Source organism: Qipengyuania sp. NPDC077563 (assembly GCF_044901345.1).
GTDB classification, from domain to species: domain Bacteria; phylum Pseudomonadota; class Alphaproteobacteria; order Sphingomonadales; family Sphingomonadaceae; genus Qipengyuania; species Qipengyuania aestuarii.
In genome coordinates this window covers 879,702-897,238 of record NZ_JBJDPC010000001.1, presented here as the reverse complement: position 1 = coordinate 897,238, position 17,537 = coordinate 879,702, and the positions used below count along the sequence as shown (strand labels likewise).

The 17,537-nt window shown below is 60.4% G+C and carries 13 protein-coding genes and 1 tRNA gene; 2 read left to right on the top strand and 12 right to left on the bottom strand.

What is annotated here, in order from left to right:
• The first annotated feature begins 3 nt into the window (after window positions 1–3).
• Window positions 4–687, top strand: a complete 684-nt coding sequence (locus ACI2I1_RS04360; RefSeq protein ID WP_404678058.1) for a DUF4396 domain-containing protein — start codon at window positions 4–6, stop codon at window positions 685–687.
• On the opposite strand, the gene ACI2I1_RS04355 is transcribed toward ACI2I1_RS04360, so the two are convergent.
• The 12 genes from ACI2I1_RS04355 to ACI2I1_RS04300 all read right to left on the bottom strand — a co-directional run bounded on the left by ACI2I1_RS04355 (window position 671) and on the right by ACI2I1_RS04300 (window position 16,473).
• Entirely contained in the window at window positions 671–1,042 is a 372-nt protein-coding gene (locus ACI2I1_RS04355; protein ID WP_404678057.1) for a cytochrome o ubiquinol/quinol oxidase subunit IV, read from the bottom strand. The two genes, ACI2I1_RS04360 and ACI2I1_RS04355, sit on opposite strands and share 17 nt — an antisense overlap.
• A complete protein-coding gene (locus ACI2I1_RS04350) occupies window positions 1,039–1,665 on the bottom strand; it encodes a cytochrome c oxidase subunit 3 (RefSeq protein WP_404678056.1) in 627 nt (208 codons plus the stop codon). The genes ACI2I1_RS04355 and ACI2I1_RS04350 overlap by 4 nt, the downstream gene beginning before the upstream one ends.
• The gene (locus ACI2I1_RS04345) at window positions 1,662–3,767 is read right to left on the bottom strand and encodes a cbb3-type cytochrome c oxidase subunit I (protein ID WP_404678055.1); all 2,106 of its coding nucleotides are present in this window, start codon (window positions 3,765–3,767) and stop codon (window positions 1,662–1,664) included. The genes ACI2I1_RS04350 and ACI2I1_RS04345 overlap by 4 nt, the downstream gene beginning before the upstream one ends.
• Complete coding sequence (locus ACI2I1_RS04340) at window positions 3,764–4,795, bottom strand: cytochrome c oxidase subunit II (protein WP_404678054.1); 1,032 nt, start codon at window positions 4,793–4,795, stop codon at window positions 3,764–3,766. The genes ACI2I1_RS04345 and ACI2I1_RS04340 overlap by 4 nt, the downstream gene beginning before the upstream one ends.
• Before the next feature lie 11 nt (window positions 4,796–4,806).
• Entirely contained in the window at window positions 4,807–6,432 is a 1,626-nt protein-coding gene (locus ACI2I1_RS04335; RefSeq protein ID WP_404678053.1) for an FMN-binding glutamate synthase family protein, read from the bottom strand.
• A gap of 83 nt (window positions 6,433–6,515) precedes the next feature.
• Entirely contained in the window at window positions 6,516–8,561 is a 2,046-nt protein-coding gene (locus tag ACI2I1_RS04330; protein WP_404678052.1) for a TonB-dependent receptor, read from the bottom strand.
• 92 nt (window positions 8,562–8,653) lie between these two features.
• Window positions 8,654–10,081, bottom strand: coding sequence for a glycosyltransferase family 2 protein (locus ACI2I1_RS04325; protein ID WP_404678051.1), 1,428 nt, complete (start codon window positions 10,079–10,081; stop codon window positions 8,654–8,656).
• On the bottom strand, window positions 10,078–11,052 hold the full coding sequence (locus ACI2I1_RS04320; protein WP_404678050.1) for a HEAT repeat domain-containing protein: 975 nt from the start codon (window positions 11,050–11,052) through the stop codon (window positions 10,078–10,080). Before ACI2I1_RS04320 ends, ACI2I1_RS04325 begins: the two co-directional genes overlap by 4 nt.
• Complete coding sequence (locus ACI2I1_RS04315; RefSeq protein WP_404678338.1) at window positions 11,049–12,188, bottom strand: tetratricopeptide repeat protein; 1,140 nt, start codon at window positions 12,186–12,188, stop codon at window positions 11,049–11,051. Before ACI2I1_RS04315 ends, ACI2I1_RS04320 begins: the two co-directional genes overlap by 4 nt.
• A gap of 2 nt (window positions 12,189–12,190) precedes the next feature.
• Window positions 12,191–12,559: a response regulator transcription factor gene (locus ACI2I1_RS04310; protein WP_221542617.1), complete on the bottom strand. Its 369-nt coding sequence runs from the start codon at window positions 12,557–12,559 to the stop codon at window positions 12,191–12,193.
• 101 nt (window positions 12,560–12,660) lie between these two features.
• Window positions 12,661–16,149 carry a CHASE domain-containing protein gene (locus tag ACI2I1_RS04305; protein ID WP_404678049.1) on the bottom strand — a complete coding sequence of 1,163 codons (3,489 nt, stop codon included), beginning with the start codon at window positions 16,147–16,149 and terminating at the stop codon, window positions 12,661–12,663.
• A gap of 232 nt (window positions 16,150–16,381) precedes the next feature.
• Window positions 16,382–16,473, bottom strand: a tRNA-Ser gene (locus tag ACI2I1_RS04300).
• Window positions 16,474–16,700: 227 nt separating this feature from the next.
• Here ACI2I1_RS04300 and ACI2I1_RS04295 point away from each other — a divergent pair.
• Window positions 16,701–17,501, top strand: coding sequence for a DUF1134 domain-containing protein (locus ACI2I1_RS04295; RefSeq protein WP_224813112.1), 801 nt, complete (start codon window positions 16,701–16,703; stop codon window positions 17,499–17,501).
• The last annotated feature ends 36 nt before the right edge of the window (window positions 17,502–17,537 follow it).

Here is a 17,537-nt window from a genome sequence, read left to right as displayed (position 1 = left end):
GGAGTGATCCCCGGCTGGGTCAGTACGGCCAGCATCGCTCTGCTGGCACTTGGCGTTGGCTGCGCGCTGTACATGGCGTGGGTGATGGTGCGTCATCCGCCAAAGATGGCAGTGATGCGGTTCGTCTGGCCGCTCTGCGCGCTGTTTGCGGGGCCGCTCCTGGTCTGGTTCTACCATCGCCATGCCGGACCCGAGGCCGGCGATACGCCCTTCGCCGCAAAAGTTGCCAAGGGTACTCTCCACTGCGGCGCAGGCTGCTCCCTCGCCGATCTCATATGCGAGAACTTGGCGCACTTCGCACCCGGCGTTCTGACCCTGTTCGGCATGGGCACCATCTTCTCGACGGAGATCTTCGCGCAGTGGACGATGGATTATGTCTTCGCTCTCGCGACGGGGATCGTCTTTCAGTATTTTGCCATTGCACCGATGCGCGACCTGTCGGTCGGTGAAGGGATCAAGGCTGCGGTAAAGGCCGACGTGCTATCGCTCACCAGTTGGCAGGTGGGCATGTACGGCTTCATGGGCCTTGCCCATTTCATTCTCTTTCCGTCTCTCTTCGGGGCAAAGGTGGACGCGGGCAGCCCGGTCTTCTGGGTCGCCATGCAGATCGCCATGCTGGCTGGCTTCGCGACTGCCTATTTGCCCAATTGGTGGCTGATCCGCTCGGGCCTCAAGGAAGAGATGTAGAGCGATCTTCGTGCGAGCTGTCGTGCATCCGGCCCCCGAGGTCGGACATGATGTACCACGTTCCACCAGCCATGATCGCCAGCAGCATGGCCGAAAACAGGACGAGCAGCAGATCCTCGCGCGATTGCTCGCCCGAGAAACTCAGATGGAGGAAGTTGCGCATATGCGTGACGATCTGAAGCAGAGCCGCAGCGCAGATGACGATGATCTTCCACTCGGTCGGCAGGTCCGAAAGCGCGGCGGCGAACGCGCCGACGGTAAGCAGCAGGCTGGCGACGAAGCCAATGCTGTAGGACCTCAGCTCTTGCCTGGCGCTTTCCTGCGGTTCGATCTCTCCGGTGTTGGGTTTGGTCATGACAGCGGCACCAGGAACACGAAGGAAAAGATGGCAATCCAGACCAGGTCGAGGAAGTGCCAGAACACGCCGAGCATCGAGAGGCGAACTTTCACCACGTCGTCCACGCCGCGCGAGATGACCTGTGCAATCATGGCGAGGATCCAGAGGATGCCGGAAAAGACGTGCACACCGTGCAGGCCGACGAGCGTCCAGTAGGAACTCAGCCAGCCACTCGCCTGCGGCACGCCGCCTTTACCGGCCTGCGTAATGAAATCCTTTATCTCGAAGAACAGGAAGCCTGCGCCCAATGCCGCGCAAATGAGCAGCCAGACGATGATCTTGCCGCGCGGATGATCGTATTTCACCGCCAGCGACACGCCGCCATAGGCCACGCCGCCCAGCAGGAGGAAAGCCGTCTGAATGGCGACGCTCCTGATGTCGAACAGGTCGGATGGGCCGGGACCTCCAGCCAGCCCGATCGGGTCGAGATAGGAGGCGTAGGAGGCGAACAGGATGCCGAAGATGATGAGATCGCTCATCACGAACACCCAGAATCCGAACACCGTGGTTTCCGCCTGTTCGTGCGCTTCGCCGTGGCCACTGCCGAGGTTCAGGCCAGGGTAGAGATTGCTCTCGCTCATCCGGCGAACTCCGACAGATTCGGGCGGCCGCGATTGCGCTCAGTCTCCTCGTCCGCGCGGGTGGCTGGGGCGAGGTCGGCCATCATCGTGCGGAAGCGCCGGTCGGTCTCCTCAACTTCGGCCGCAGGCACGATCCGCGGCTCGATGACCTGCATCCCTCGCCGCGCCAGCAGAGCAGGGATGGCGAGGGAGGAAAGAACGGCGAGCCACCAGATATGCCAGACCATCGCGAAGCCAAGGGCTGATGCAGTGGCTGCGATCAGCAGGCCATGCGCTGTATTGGCCGGCATCTCGATATCGACATAATCCTGCGGGGCTTTCCACGGATCGCCTGAACGCTTGCATTCGCCCCAATCGTCTCGCGCGGCGACATGAGGGATGTGGGGGAAGGTCCATTCGGGCACCGGTGCCGGGGTGGACCATTCGAGGCTGGACCCGTTCCACGGATCGCCGCCCGGAACGGCCAGCGCCAGGCGGTTGCGATAGCTTGTCCAGAAGGTCCAGGCGAGGCTAGCCAGCGCACACAGCATCAGCACTGCGCCAAAGGATGCGATATACATCCATGGCATGAAGTCGGGGTTCTGGAAGGTGGGCGAACGCCGCGGCATTCCCATCAGCCCCAGCACGTAGAGCGGCAGGAATGTGAACACGAACCCGCCAACGAACAACAAAGCCGTGCGCCGCCCCCAATCCTCGTCCAGCCGGAAGCCAAAGGCCTTGGGGAACCAGTAGTGGATGCCCGCGAGCATGCCATAGAGTACGCCCGGAATGATCACGTTGTGAAAATGCGCGACCAAGAAGGTGGAATTGTGCACCTGATAATCGATGGACGGGTTGGCGAGGATGATGCCAGACAGGCCACCGATGACGAACAGCAGGAAGAAGCCCGTCAGATAGACGATCGGCGCCGTAATGCGGATGCGCCCGCGCCACATGGTCGCCATCCAGTCGTAGATCTTCACGCCGGTCGGAATGCCGATGATCATCGTCGCGATACCGAAGGCGATGTTGACGCCTGCGCTCTGGCCCATGGTGAAGAAATGGTGCAACCAGACAGTGAAGCTGATGACCGCAATGCTCATGCTGGCGATTACCAGCGAGGTATAGCCATAGAGCTTCTTGCCAGAAAAAGTGGAGCTGATTTCGGAGAACACGCCGAAGGCGGGCAGGATAAGGATGTAGACTTCGGGATGGCCGAACATCCAGAAGATGTTGGCATAGTTCATCATGTTGCCGCCCGCTTCGTTGGTGAAAAAGTGGAAGCCGGCATAGCGGTCGAGCGCCAGCATCCCGCTCGACACGGTCAACGCGGGCATGGCGTAGATCAGCATGATCGCGACGCACAGGCTGGTCCAGCAGAACAGCGGCATGCGCAAGAAATGCATGCCGGGCGCGCGTTCCTTGAAGATGGTGACGGCGAAGTTCATTCCCGTCAGCGTCGATCCGACGCCAGATATGAGGATCGCCCATAGCCAGTAATCCACACCTTCCCCGGGGCTGAAATCGATGCCGGTGTAAGGCGGATACATCGTCCAGCCGCCGGTGCCGAACTTGCCGACCAGCAGCGAGATCATCACCAGCCCCGCACCAGCCGCGGTCAGGCCCAGGCTGACCTGATTGAGCACCGGGAAGGCCATGTCGCGCGCACCCAATTGCTGAGGCAGGACGAAATTGATCAGGCCGATGAGCAGCGGCATGGCGACGAAAAAGATCATGATCGTGCCATGTGTGCTGAAGAGCTGGGCGAAATGGTCCGGAGAAACCAGCCCGCTTTCTGGCTGCGTTAGCGTGCCGAGCGCGGTCGACTGGTGTGTGCGGATCACGAAGCCTTCGATGATGCCGCGCGCCATCATGACAAGCGCCAGCGCGATATACATGATGCCGATCTTCTTGGCGTCCGCAGAGGTCAGCCAGTTACGATAGAGCGGCCCCCACCAGCGCATCCAGGTCAGCAGCGCGATGGTCGCGATGGCGCCCAGCACCAGCACACTGGCCGCGCCGGCGCCCACGATGGTGCTGCTGTTCACCTCGCGCAGCAGATCGGTATAGGGCGTGACCGACCAGTCGAGCTTGCCGAAGATGGGGCTGGTATCCGCGCTCATTTGCCTGCCTTCGCACCGTCGGCGGCAGGCTGGCCTATGCCGCCCCAGTGCTGCTCGCGTGCCGGATCGCCCGCGTCGTCGTGGTACTTCGCAACGATTGTCTCGAACACATCCGGCTGGCCGAGCGACAGCGTGATGTGGCCGGAACTTCCGCGCAGTCCCAGGTCGCCGCGCGCTTCCGCCAGAACCGATTGGCGGCGCAGGATCGCATAGGTTGCTTCGTCCAGCACGGGAGCGCCGGCTGCGGCAGCCTGCCAGCGATTGAAATCGGCGGTATCGAGTGCGCGAACGGTGAATTTCTGTCGCCCGAAACCTCTTCCGTTGAACTGCGTGTTCTCTCCCTCGGCTGTACCCGGGCGGCTCGCGGCGAAGTTCAGCTTCGTCGTCATGCCGGGCATGGCGTAGATCTGGCCGGTGAGCGGGGCGATGAGCAGGCTCTGCATCACGGTGTCGGTGGTCAGCGTCAGCTCGACCGGGCGACCGACCGGAATCGCAAGCTCGTCGACAGTGGCGATGCCTTGCTCAGGATAGATGAACAGCCATTTCCAATCGAGCCCGATGACCTGCACCTGGAGCGGTTCCGGGCCCAGCGGGTCATAGGGATCGAGCTTTTCGGTAGAGTACCAGAGCCATCCGGCCAGTATGACGACCACCAGCACCGGCACGCCCCATAATGCCCATTCAATTTTCTTCGAAAACTCCCACTCGGGCGCATACTCTCCGCGTGGGGCTGAATAGCGATAACGCCACAGGATCAGCGGAACGCCGATCAGCACCGGAAGAATGACCACCATGGTGATGGCGACTACGCGCAAGAGATGATTCGATTGCTCTTCCGACACCGGCCCCATGGGCTGTAAAAAGCTTTGCTGGAGAGGGGCGGATGCACTTGCAGGTTCGGCGAAGAGCGCCAGAAGCACCCAAGCCGATGCAAGCCAGCCCACTACCCTGACTGCCGGATTGAGTTTGAGAGCTTGCGGTGCGGCCAAACCTTTCCACCCTGCTGCCAAGCCTGAAAAATCCGACATCGCGTTCGCGATCATACGATCGGTTTGAAACTATCGGGATTCGCCATGTGCCAATATTCGGCAAAAGGGGTGCCGTCCGGCTCATACAGCAATTTGCCCGGCTGCACTTCGTTTACGACTTTTGACCACGGAACCATTTCGGCGTTGTTCTTCCATTGGCGCAGATGACGCGGTGTGAATTCGTCCGGGCTTTCCAGACCGCAAGCGACGACGATATCGTGCAGGCTGTCGAGAGTCTTCGACTGGAAATTGGCGACACGCTGGGCCTTTTCGGGGATCACCAGCCCGCGTTGGCGAGCGGGCGAGCTGGTCGCTACCCCTGTCGGGCAAGTGCCTGTGTGGCAGCGCAGCGACTGGACGCAGCCGAGCGAGAACATGAAGGCGCGCGCCGCATTGCACCAATTGGCGCCCAGTGCGGCATTCATGGCTATGGCTGATCCGGAGAAGACTTTCTCCGATGCGGCCAGCTTGATCTTGTCTTTCAAACCGGTGCCGACCAGCGCATTGTTGACGTAATAAAGGCCGATTCTGAGCGGCAACCCCACATGATCGGAAAGTTCCAGCGGCGCCGCGCCAGTACCGCCGCCGCCGCCATCCACGACGATGAAATCGAGCGTTATGCCGCTGTCGATCATGGCCTTGCAGATCGCGAAGACTTCGTGCGGCATGCCGACACACAGCTTGATCCCCACAGGCTTTCCGCCGGACATTTCGCGCATCCGGGCTGCAAATTCCAGCATCTCGCGCGGCGTGGAGAATGCCGAATGCCCTGGAGGCGAGAGGCAGTCCTCATGCGCGGGGACCTGGCGTGTGTCGGCAATTTCTTGCGTCACCTTGGCAGCGGGGAGCAGGCCGCCATGGCCCGGTTTGGCGCCTTGGCTCAGCTTGATTTCGGTCATTTTAACCTGATCGTGCTGGGCCTTGTCGCGAAAGCTTTCGGGATCGAAATTGCCGTCCTTGTCACGTGCTCCGAAATAGCCCGATCCCAATTCCCAGACGACGTCGCCGCCATGCTTCAGGTGGTAGGGCGACAGTCCGCCTTCGCCGGTATCGTGATAGAAATCGCCGATCTTCGCACCGAGATTCAAAGCCTCGATTGCATGGTTGCCCAGCGCGCCGAAGCTCATCGCGCTGATGTTCAGGCGGGCAGCATCATAGGGCTTGCTACATTGATCCGTCCCGACCTTCACGCGGGTGCGTTTGGGGGCTTTCGCATTGGGATTGATCGAATGGCAGAGGGCCTCATATTCTTCCGAATAGACGTCCAGTTCGGTGCCGAACGGATGGGCATCTTCCTGCTTCTTCGCGCGGGCATATACCAGCGAACGCGAAACCCGGTCGAACGGGCGCCCTTCCAGCGGGCCCTCCACGATGTAGCTGCGCAAGAACGGCCGCAGGTCTTCGAACAGCCAGCGAAATCGTGCAATGAGGGGGTAATTGCGCCGCAGCGAATGCCTGGTCTGAAAGAGATCCCAAACGGCAATCGCCAGCAGCGGCGCGAACAGCACCAAAGCCCAGTAAAACCCGCTGGCTACCAAGGCACCCAAAACACAGGTCAGGATGGTCAGTAGCAAGGACGCCCACAGGCCGAGGTTTCTCTCCAGGCTCTCGGCCCCAAACAGACTGCGAAATGCCATCCAGAATATCCTTCTCTCTCCGGCTGCAAGGTTAGTAGGCATGGTTGGCTGCAAGTAAAGCAACTTGCACCGCGGCCGGCTGCTTACCTCCTCAGCTTCAAACCCAGCCAGAGGGTGCGCGGGGCACCGAGATCGATCGATCCGCCCTGGTTACGGGTGACTACTTCCTCGTCGGTCAGGTTCTCTCCGCGCACGACCAGCGCCAGGTTGCGGTGCAGGGCGAGTTCACCATAGGCATCAAGCGTTGTCACTGCGGGGAGAATATCGGTTTCGAGATCGTCCTCGAATTGGCGGCCGACATGTCGCAGTGTAAGTGCGAGGACGGAATCCGGCTGGATCGTGTAGCGCAGGCTCGCGCTGCCAGCCCAGGCTGGAACCTGCGCGGGCCGCTTCCCATCAAACGCCGCCCCGCCTTGCCTCGCGGCCGCATCGGTATAGGCTAGGGAGCCATTGAAACTGATCGCACCGAATGTGAGATCGGTGCTCACCTCGATCCCGCGGGACGCTATCTCGTCGATATTTTGTCTCTGCCGTGTGACAGGGCCAAGCGTGACATTTGCGATGGCATCCTTGACGCGGTTGTCGAATGCCGTCGCGGACATGCGGATATCGTCGCTAGGGACCAGATCGAAGCCCGCTTCGAACCCGACAAGCCGTTCACTGCCCAGATCTGCATTGGCCTGGGTCGTCACCGGAAACACGGTGAAGGGGCGGTACAGCTCGTTCAACGTTGGCAGGCGAAGGCCAGAATAGGCAGCCGCCCTCAGCCTCATGCCGCCGCCAAGGGCGTAGATAATTCCGCCCCGGAACGAGTGCTCCCAATCGCTGCGGTCGGGGTAGGCTTCCTCTCGCAATACCCTGCCTGCTGGGTCACGAACCAGATAAAAACCATCGCGAATGCTGGTGCGATCCAGTCGCGCTCCGGCGGTAAGAGTGGCCTTGCCAATCGACAGATCGCTTTCCGCGAACACGCCGAGATCGCTCGTCCGGCCTCCGGCTGCGCGGCGTTCGTTTACGGATCCACTGAAAGCGCTCAGCGACACCTCTGCCAATTGACCGTCGCTGAGCCGGTAATCTGTTCCCACCCGAAGCTTCACCTGCTCCCCCACCAGCGGACGGATTTCAAATTTCCCGCCGAGCCCGGTTGAAGGGGTGTTGCGTTGATCGAGGACCGGGGCGAAGCGGGTCGAACTGACGACGATGTTGCTGAAGTTTCGCGATTGAACATAGGCCAGGGCATCGAATGGCAAAGCGCCGCGGCCAACCACGCGCAGGCTTGCATCCTGACCGGTGCTGGAACTGTCGGCGCCGTCGAAACGCAAGGTGCGATGGTCTTCATAAATCAGCGCGCGCGCTTGTAATTCGACGTTTGCCGTCAATGGTGCAGTGGCGCGTGTCTGGACGGAGAAACTGTCGAATGCCGCTCTCGCGGACGCATCAACGCGATCCTCTGCGGGCGTAGTATAGAAACCCCGCCCGCGATCCCATCTCCCCGATACCACAGCGAACCCGCTGCCAAGCCTTCCTGTAAGATGTGCCGCACTTTCCGTCTCGCCGCGATCATTGAGATAGATGTGCCCGCCGAGTTCAGAAAGCTGGTCGGGTCCTGCGCTGTTCAGTTCAATGGTGCCAGCAAGGGCACCGGCACCGAAGGGCCCCGATCCGCCCCCGCGCGTGACACGCACGCCGCCCAAACGCTCTGGTGCTATCGCGCTGAGCGGAATGAAGCCGAAGAACGGATCCGCCATGGGCACAGCGTCCAGCAGGACCAGCGCCCGGCTCGTGGCATTGCCTCCAAGGGCGCGCAGCGTGACACCCTGCGCGCTGGGATTGGAAGAGCGACTGTCGGAGCGGCGGAATTGCTGGAAGCCCGCGACAGAAGCGAGCGCGTCCTCCAGGCGGCCGGACGCAGTCGTCGTCAATTGTTCGCGATCGATCGTCTTAACGGCGTAAGCGCCGCTCGATTGCGGCGGCGGGAGGCCTTCACCCGTAACCACGATTATCGGAGAGCGCTGCTGGCCTTCGATTTCTTCTCCATCCTGAGCTGCCACCGGCAGCGCAGGCAAGCAGAGCAGGCAGGTTCCCGCCAAAAAACGGTTTCGTATGGAATTGAATATCGCCAAGATCATGCTCCGTCAGAAGGCGCGCCTATCCGATCCCGCCGATTAGGCAAAGGCATGGTTCAGGGTCTGGGGTAGTCGAGCACTGTTGGGGGCGCGGCTCAGCCTTCGGTGAAACCGACCCGTGGAACCGCGGCCCAGGTGCTATCTTTCCGGAAAAAGCGCACGATACCGTAAAGACGGTACCAGAGGTTGATCTGCCGATAGCCGAAATTCTCGACGATGGCGGCCACGCCGATGCGCAATAGGTCCCTGGCGCTTGGCGTCCGGCGCAATTGCTGTTCTTCGAGCGCGAGCGTGCCGACACTTAAGGCACAGCCGAAGACAATCGAGACGAAGAAAAACGCCAGAGCCATCATTGGGTCGAGCAGGCCGAGTAGGGCGGCCGCCGGCAGGACCAGATAGCCGAGCAATTCGGCTGGAGGACCAAGAATGTCTTCCAGCACGATCTGCGGCATCGCGATCATTCCGATCCTTCCATATCGGGGATTGAAGATCATGCCGCGATGGCGCTGCAGCGTCTCCATCGCACCTTGCTGCCACCGCGCACGCTGGTTATCCAGGCCTTTCAACGCTGCGGGCGCCTCCGTCCAGCAGACGATATCAGGTACGAATGCAATGCGATAATCCCGCCGGTTATCGCGCAGGAAGCGGTGCATTCGCACGACGAGTTCCAGATCTTCCCCGACCGTGTCATGCCGGTATCCCCCCATTTCAACGATAGTGGAGCGGCGAAACAGCCCGAATGCGCCGGAAATCAGCATGAGCGTATTGAGATGCGCGTTTGCCACACGGTTCATCAGGAAGGCACGCAGATATTCGACGATCTGAATGCGGGGGATCATCTCCTTCGCAATCCCCATCCGGTGCAAGGAACCGCCTTTGACGATACATCCGTTGACGATTCTGATTGCCCCGCCCACGGCAACCAGGCGGTCGTCATCGTACATGAATGGCTCGGCAGCCCGCAACAGTCCGTCGGGCTCGATGATGGAGTCGGCATCGATCACGCAGACCAGCGGCGTTCGGGCAAATCCGATGCCGGCGTTGGCGGCGTCCGCCTTGCGGCCGTTTTCCTTGTCGACCACCAAAAGGTTCGGATACCGCTTGGACCGATAGACACCTAGAATGCGGGTGTGCTGGAGATGAGCTATCTGCGTGCGCTCCGTTTTTTTCATGCCGAAGGCATCGATCAGCGTGTCGAGCGTACGATCTTTCGAACCATCGTTTACGACGATGACTTCGTGTTCGGGATATTCCAGGGCCAGCAGAGCCCGGACGCTCTGCACGATCGACAGCTCTTCATTATAGGCTGGTGCGATGACTGAAATCGGCAAGGCAAGGTCGGCGTAGCGGTGCCACAGGTCCCGGGCACCCTTGCCAGGCCTGACACGCGTCGCAAAAACCCACCCGGCAAGCAATAGCTGCAGAAGGGCGATGATATTGCGGAGCGCCACTACGATGAAGCAGAAATAGGCGATCCAAATTACCACATTTGCGATAATGTGAATGAATTCGTCCCAGCTCATGACTTCGCGTCTCCCGGCGACGAAAGCAGGCTTGGATCGAGATGCTCAATGGCTTCTTCCGCCCTCAGACGAACCCAGAGTTCGTCATCGTTGCGTAGCTGCAGGATTACCGGAAGTGCTTGCTTCAGATTTAGTTGAACTGCGGCCCTGATCGCCTGAAGCCTGACGGAATGCACGGGGTCTTCCAAGGCAGGTAAAATCCAATCCGCGGCAGCCGGATGGCCCAGCTTCGCGGACGCGCGTAGGGCTGCGTTGCGGACTTCAGGGTTCGGATCGACAGCCGCATTTTTGACTGCGTCGATCACGGCCAGACTTTCCGACCATCCCAGCGCATCGATGATCCTGGCTCTCCAGGCGCTATCCAAATCGTCATCCAGCAGCAGAAGCATCTGATCCGGGTAAAGGGGGGCGGTCGAACGCAGCAATGCGATATCTATACGGGCTGGGGGCCGATCCATCGCGCCGAGGATGCGAAGCGTTTCGCGCGGCGGCGGGAGCGCCGCGTTCGCGGCCAGCCCGAAGGCCGCCTCCAGCCTCACCCGGTCATTGCGATCGCGCGCCATCAGTTCGCGCAGCCGCCCGATGCAGGCTTCGCTGCCGACGCGCTGTAAAAGATGGACCGCATTTACCCGGTCTTTTTTGTAAATGCCGTGCGATCGGTACAGCGTATCCGAAAGGACGCCGTCCAACTCTGCGATTTGCAGCAGGCGTGTCTTCTCGCCACCCCGCAAGAGCGGCAGAATGCGCGTTACCGCAGCCAGTTGCGCCTTGGCGTTCCATTTTTTGGGGTCATCGACCTTATGGCCAGCCACCCGGTGAAGATAACTGCGGGTGATCGCCGTATCGCGTGCATCCAGCAGGGCAGCTCTCTTCTCGCCGATATATCTCCTCAAGACGAGAACGAGAAAAAACAGAAATACGGCCGTCGCGCCGATCGTAATGCCCAAGACAACTTGCTGATAGGCATTCATCGCCGGTCGAACCTGTAAGTCAGCGCCAGATTGCCGGCCCATCTGCGGTAGCTATCCTTGCGATCTTCGTGGCTGCCAGTCGCCGAGAGAGACAGCCGTTCCGATAATGGCACGTTCATACCCGCGGCCACGCTGCGCAATTGCCGGACATCACCAGCTTCGGCATCGGGATAGCTCGCTGCCAAGGCAAAAAAGGACGGACGGCTATCGCGCTGGAAATCCAGCCTTACCGACCCGCCCAGACGATAGCTTTCTCCGCCACCGAAGATGTTGATCGCTCTACCCGTGAGGGAGAAATCGCTACCCAGTGGGACACGAAGCCCGGGTTGGACGGAAACGATCTCACCAGTATCATAATCCGCCAGGCGGACATCCATGAGGGCAGCCGTGCGCCCGGAAATCAGCAATTCGCCGCCGGCGCCCAAGCTCCAGTTCTCTTGGAAGTCAGCATTTGGTACCACTGTGGCCGCGATATAAACCGAACCATCGGCAATCCGGTGGTCGAGACGTAGTCCCCCTCTCATATCGATCGCCGATCGTTCCTCGCGCGACAGGCTGACAGCAAGCGTATCTTCGGCTGAGAGGTCGAATGCTGCGACGATATTCTGCGTATTCCACGTCCGGCTTGCGCCGCTCTGAAGTGTGATGTCGGAAACGCCCGCTCCGACCGAAAGCGCCCGCAACCGAATTCCCGAATCCGCTCGAGCGCGCCGTAAACTCGTCTGGAGAGTCGCCAAGTCGGGATAGTCGGGTTCACGCGCCGCAATGGACTCGGTGACATCCTTGGCCGCTTTCAGGTCTCCTCTCCAATAAAGTATGTACGCGCGGGCAAGGGCAATATCGAAATCTTGCGGAGCGATCGTCGCAGCGCGGTCTATCAGATCGAGAGCCACGTCGAGCCGGCCCGCCGCAGCTTCTACCCGTGCAAGGCGCCTCAACAGATCCGGATCATCGGGATTTTCTGCAAGGAGATCCGAAAGGAGCTTGCGCGCAGCACTGTAATTTCCTTCAGCCTGCGCTGCTTCCGCCGAATGGATGGCGCCTGCCCGATCTTTTCCGCGATCTTGCGCAAATGAAGGCGCGGAGTGAAGCGATGCTCCGAAAGCTAATGCGACAATACAGAAGCTCGCGCGCATGCTCACACGGTTTCGATGAGGCCCGAAATCCTCACCAGCAATTCCTGCGGAATAAAAGGTTTCGTGAGATAATCTGCCGCTCCGCCCTCCAGTCCCGCAATGATGTCGGCCTCGCCATCACGCGCGGTCAGCATAACTACCGGGATGGTCGAAAGATCAGGATCCGCTTTGAGTTCGGTCAGAACTTCGGGGCCGGAAAGAACGGGCATCATCGAATCAAGCACGATCAGATGCGGGCGATTTTCGCGTGCGGCAGCCAACGCTTCTTCACCGTTGGTCGCTATCGAGACGGAATGGCCAGCGCCTTCGAGCCGGAATTTCAGGATCTCGACGAGAATGGGATCGTCATCGGCAACAAGAATATCAGCCATTTCACTCCACCTGCGACGCCATAACTTGCACTTCCAGGCCGGGAGGAAATCATCCTCCCAAAGTGGGACACCTGAAAATTAAGACTTGCATTAGTGTAATATCAACCAAACGAAATTGCCAATTGTTCCTGCATCTGGCGTAAAATGCCGAGCGTTTCGTCGGTCGTGTAGCTATCGCGGAGCTGGTGGGATTTGCTCCGACAAATCGCGCCGAAGGCGTCCTGGCCAAAATAAGCGGAGACGCCCGCTAGCTGATGCAGGGTATTGGCTATTTCTGTCCGTTCGCCATCGGTGGGCTGTCCGCGTTGCAAGATGCCGTCGATGGCATCGCGGGTATGCGCGACTCGCTCCTGGAACATCGCCTGCAGGCGCGGGTCGGTTTCCTGTTCGATCCCTTCGTGGATGGGCTTTGCTTCGGGTTCGGGCCGCACGTCTGCCCGCGACCTGGGGGACCACTGAGCGATGGCCGCACGCAGGTTTTTCAATCTCAGCGGCTTGGCCAGGTGGGCCTGCATCCCGGCTTCTTCGCAGCGTTCGATATCGTCGGCGTAGGCATTCGCCGTAATGGCCAGAATAGGCAGCTTTGCGGCACTGATCCCAGCGGCTCTGATTGAGCGGGTTGCTTCCAGACCGTCCATTCGGGGCATCTGCATGTCCATCAGCACCATATCGTAGGACCGATGTTCCTTTTCCGCCCGGATGACCATGTCGACGGCTTCCTGACCGTCGCGCGCCAGTACGCTTTCGTGGCCCGCCCTCTCGACCATCGCCAGGGTAAGCTCCTGGTTCACCGGATTGTCTTCCGCGACGAGGACAGTCAGCCTCCGTTCGCGCCCGGTTTCGCCCTCGTCCTCCGGATCTGCCGGTAGCGGTATGTCCGTTAGTGCCTCGCCTTCCTCCAGCGGCAGGGACAAAGTAAAGGTCGAGCCTTCGCCTGGCTGGCTCCGCGCGGTGAGTTTGCCACCCATGAGTTCGGCAAGCTCGGCGCTGATAGGCAGACCAAGCCCGGTGCCGCCATATTTACGCGCGGTTGTATCGTCAGCCTGGGTGAACTTGCCGAAAATGCTGTCCAGCCGGTCTTCGGGAATGCCGATACCGGTATCTTGGACCGCGATCAGGAGAGTTCCCGGATCCTGAGCGTCGGCCGCAGCGGAAAGCGTCACCTCGCCATCAGCCGTGAATTTGAGCGCATTGCCGACGAGATTGAGCACGATCTGGCGCAGCCGCATCTTATCCGTCATGACGCGTTCGGGCAGGGCTGGATCGATCTCAAGGCGGAGGTCGAGCCCCTGGCTCTGGGCGACTGGCTCCATCAGGCGCTGGCAACTGCGCAGCGCATGGGCGAGATCGGTGCTCTCCTTGACGATAGCCATCTGCTTGGCTTCGATCTTCGCGAAATCGAGCAAATCGTTCAGCAGGCGAAGCATCGCATTGCCGGAATCCGCGATCATCTGGAGGCGGCGTTTCTGATCCGGGTTCTTTTCGGCGGACAGGGCAAGTTCGGTAAAGCCGATGACCCCGTTCATCGGCGTGCGGATTTCGTGACTCATATTGGCCAGGAAACTGGTTTTCGCCTTGTCCGCCGCCCTTGCTTCCTCGATCGAATGCGTGAGCTTCTCGCGCATGTTCGTTTCTTCGGTCCGGTCGATGATGACCCCGAAGGCTGAGATTGCCTCGCCGTCCTCGTTGCTCTGGACCTGGCCCCGCACCTCGACATGCCGCATTTCCCCCTTTGCTGGGCAAAGCCGTGCATGAAAATCGTACGGTTCATGTGTTTCCATTGCAGTCGCCAGCGCCTGTCCTACCAGCGCGCGATCATCGGGATGGTAGAATTCAATCGCCCGCTCCAGTTCCGGCGTGTCGCCAATTTCGAGCCCATGCAGCCGATAGACCTCATCCGACCAGCGGATCTGATTGTTGAGTGTATCGAGATGCCAGTGGCCAATATGCGCGGTCGCCTCGGCAAGTTCGAGCATGTGGTTCTGTTCTGCGAGTTCGGTAGTTGCCCGTTCGACTTCGTTGAAAACATGGTTTTCACGGCGCAGGAATGTGACCAGCAGCAGACCGAGCAGCAGGGTAATCGCAAATCCGCTTCCCACAGCGATGGCCGGGGCGCTCGACGAGTTGCGCGCGACGAACGGCTGGAGGCTGGTCCAGCGAAGGATCATGGGCTGACCTGCCAAAGTCACCGACCGCTCTATCTCGAACCGGGGGGCCGCGGTCGTCGTCGCTGAGGAGAAAATCGGAGAGCCGGTCGGGCCAGCTCCGTTATTGCGCACTTCGAGTGCAAAATCTTCACCTTGGGCGGGTGTCAGCCCAGCAAAGAGTTCTTCTGCCACCAGGGGGGCATAGATCCACTGGCCGGTGGGCCTGCCGCGATCGTCGCGCACGGGAAGCACGAGAAGAAAGCCTGCCCCTTGCTTGGCATCCTGAACGAGGACGACGGGTCGGGTAAGAACCGGATCATCGCGGTTGAGCGAGAGAAGGATGGCTTCCCTGCGACCTTCCTCGAAAGCAAGATCCAGCCCCAGCGCGGCATAGTTCGCGGAAAGCGGTTCGACCTTGGTAATGACGTAATGGGTATCGCGTGGAATTCGGGGGTGAATATCGAATTCATTGCCATATTCGCTTTGGATTTGGTCTCTCAGCGCCGGAAGATCTGCGCCCTCGGCTTGCTGGAATATGCCGATGCCGCGCAATCCTGGATAGGCATCCGAAAGATCGAGCCGGCTCGCGTAATCACGCCATTCGGAAGCCGTGATATTTTCGCTGGTAGCAACGAAGGCCGCGGCGCCCTGCATGCCCCTTTGATAGATCTGCAGGCGATGCCGCAAAGCGTCTTCGGTTTCGGCTGCCATGGCGGAGAAATATCCGTCCGCGCGGCTGTATTCCTGTTCTGAAATGAACTTCCACGCATAAAGCGTGAGAAGCAGAGTGGCCACGAGACTGATCGCCAGCAGCGAATGAATGCCCTGCAGGATCCGCCCGTGCCATCGTACCGCAACCGGCGAACGGCGCGAGAACAGGAGGATGGGTAGCGTAAGCAGAACGCCGAACAGGTCACCGAAGTACCAGGTGAACCAGTTTCCGGAAGCGAGATCCAAGTCGATCTTGCCGAACAGCAGGAGCATGATCACCCCGGCCGTTGGCGCTATAAGACAGGGTAAAAAGATGACGACCACGATCGCACGGCCAAGGCGGCGCAGATTTGAAAGGTCGAGACCGTCTGCAAATTCGCGCGCCATGCGAAAGCCGACCAAAGCCTGAAGCGCCGCGCCCGAGGCAACAGCCGCCGCAATGGCGAAGGCGTGCCAATTGCCTGAGCTTTCCAGGCCGACCATGACGTTGAAGGCAAACGATCCCAGCCAGATGCCGGGCCACCGCGCCGGGCCGCGAGCGAGCAGGGCGCACAAGGCCACCCCCGATGCGGGCCAGACTATCGTGGCATAACCCGGGGGAACGGCAAGCGAGATGCCAACGCAGCCGGCAAGATAATAGCAGATCGCAAGGATTGCGATGTCGCGCCACAGGGTCGGCCTCAACAGGTTTGTGCCCGTGCTCCGGGCCCGACTTGGCTGAATGCTATCCATGGCTTGAGCCTGTTGGTATTATGTTTTCCCAGCTTGCGCCAGATGGTTAAGATTTTGCGCGGGAGATCGGGCTGGCACGCCGTTGAGCCGGTGCATTAGTCGTCAGGAACACCGGCAATCATGCACCGCTGATTATAAGTGCAAAGTGCTGGACATCGCAGGCGTTGAAACGTCCGCCACGCTGGCAGGGATCGCCTCATTTGCGGATGTCCCAAGCAGTGCGTCGGATAAATGGCGGAGACGGAGGGATTCGAACCCTCGATACCCGTTACCAGGTATGGCTCCTTAGCAGGGAGCTGGTTTCAGCCACTCACCCACGTCTCCGCATGACGCATATCGGCTGCGAGGGGCGCGCTATAGCCAGCACCTTCCAACCCTTCAAGGAAGAAATCGGGCCTTCTGCAAATCGCTCGAAATAACGCGTGCAGGACTCGATTCGGCGCAATCGGGATTCGGTTCATCGCCGTTTCATTGCGCGGCTGCTCAAACACGATTCTGTTTGCGGGGCAGCGCCATGCTTTTTGCCCGCGATGCCGGACGAGGGAACCAGAATGAACATCGCCACCAAATTCACCGCGAGCCTGTTGGCCGCCTTCACCCTGGCCGCAAGCCCGCTTGCCGCGCAGGTCCAGAGCGTGGATCCCGATGCCGCCTGGGATGCGCCGATCGACGGGGATCTCGACGCCCCGCAGAACGAATTGCCGCCCGTCGGCGAGACCGCCCCTGCGCAAACCCAGCCGCCTGTCTGGACGGAACCGGCTGCCGAAGCGCAGGCGCCGGTCGGCACGGAGCAGCCGCAATGGTCCGAAAGCGAAGCCGAAATGGCCGCCAATGCCGCGGTCGATCAGACGGCGGTCGATGACCCCGCTACCACATATCGCGAAGACGATCTGATCGGCGCGGCCGAAGGCGTCTTCGGCAAAGGCGCCAAGGGCGTTGCCGACATGATCCGCAAGCTGCTCGCCGACCAAGGCGAACCCAATGGCTACATCGTCGGTCGCGAGGCGGGCGGCGCGTTCATCGTCGGTGCGCGCTATGGTTCGGGCACGCTGTTCCATAAGATCGAGGGCGAAATGCCGGTTTACTGGACCGGCCCTTCGATCGGTTTCGATGCCGGGGCCAATGCCGGTAGCACCTTCGTGCTGGTCTATAATCTTTACGACACCGAAGAACTCTACGAACGCTTCCCCGCTGCGGAGGGCACCGCCTATGCCGTCGGCGGCCTCAATGCGAGCTATGTGCGCAAGGGCGATGTCGTCCTCATCCCGATCCGCGTGGGCGCGGGGCTGCGGCTGGGCGTGAATGCGGGTTACATGAAGTTCTCCAAGAAGCAGAAATGGCTGCCGTTCTAAGCCGGAATACGAAAACAAGCGCCATTTGAGGGGCCG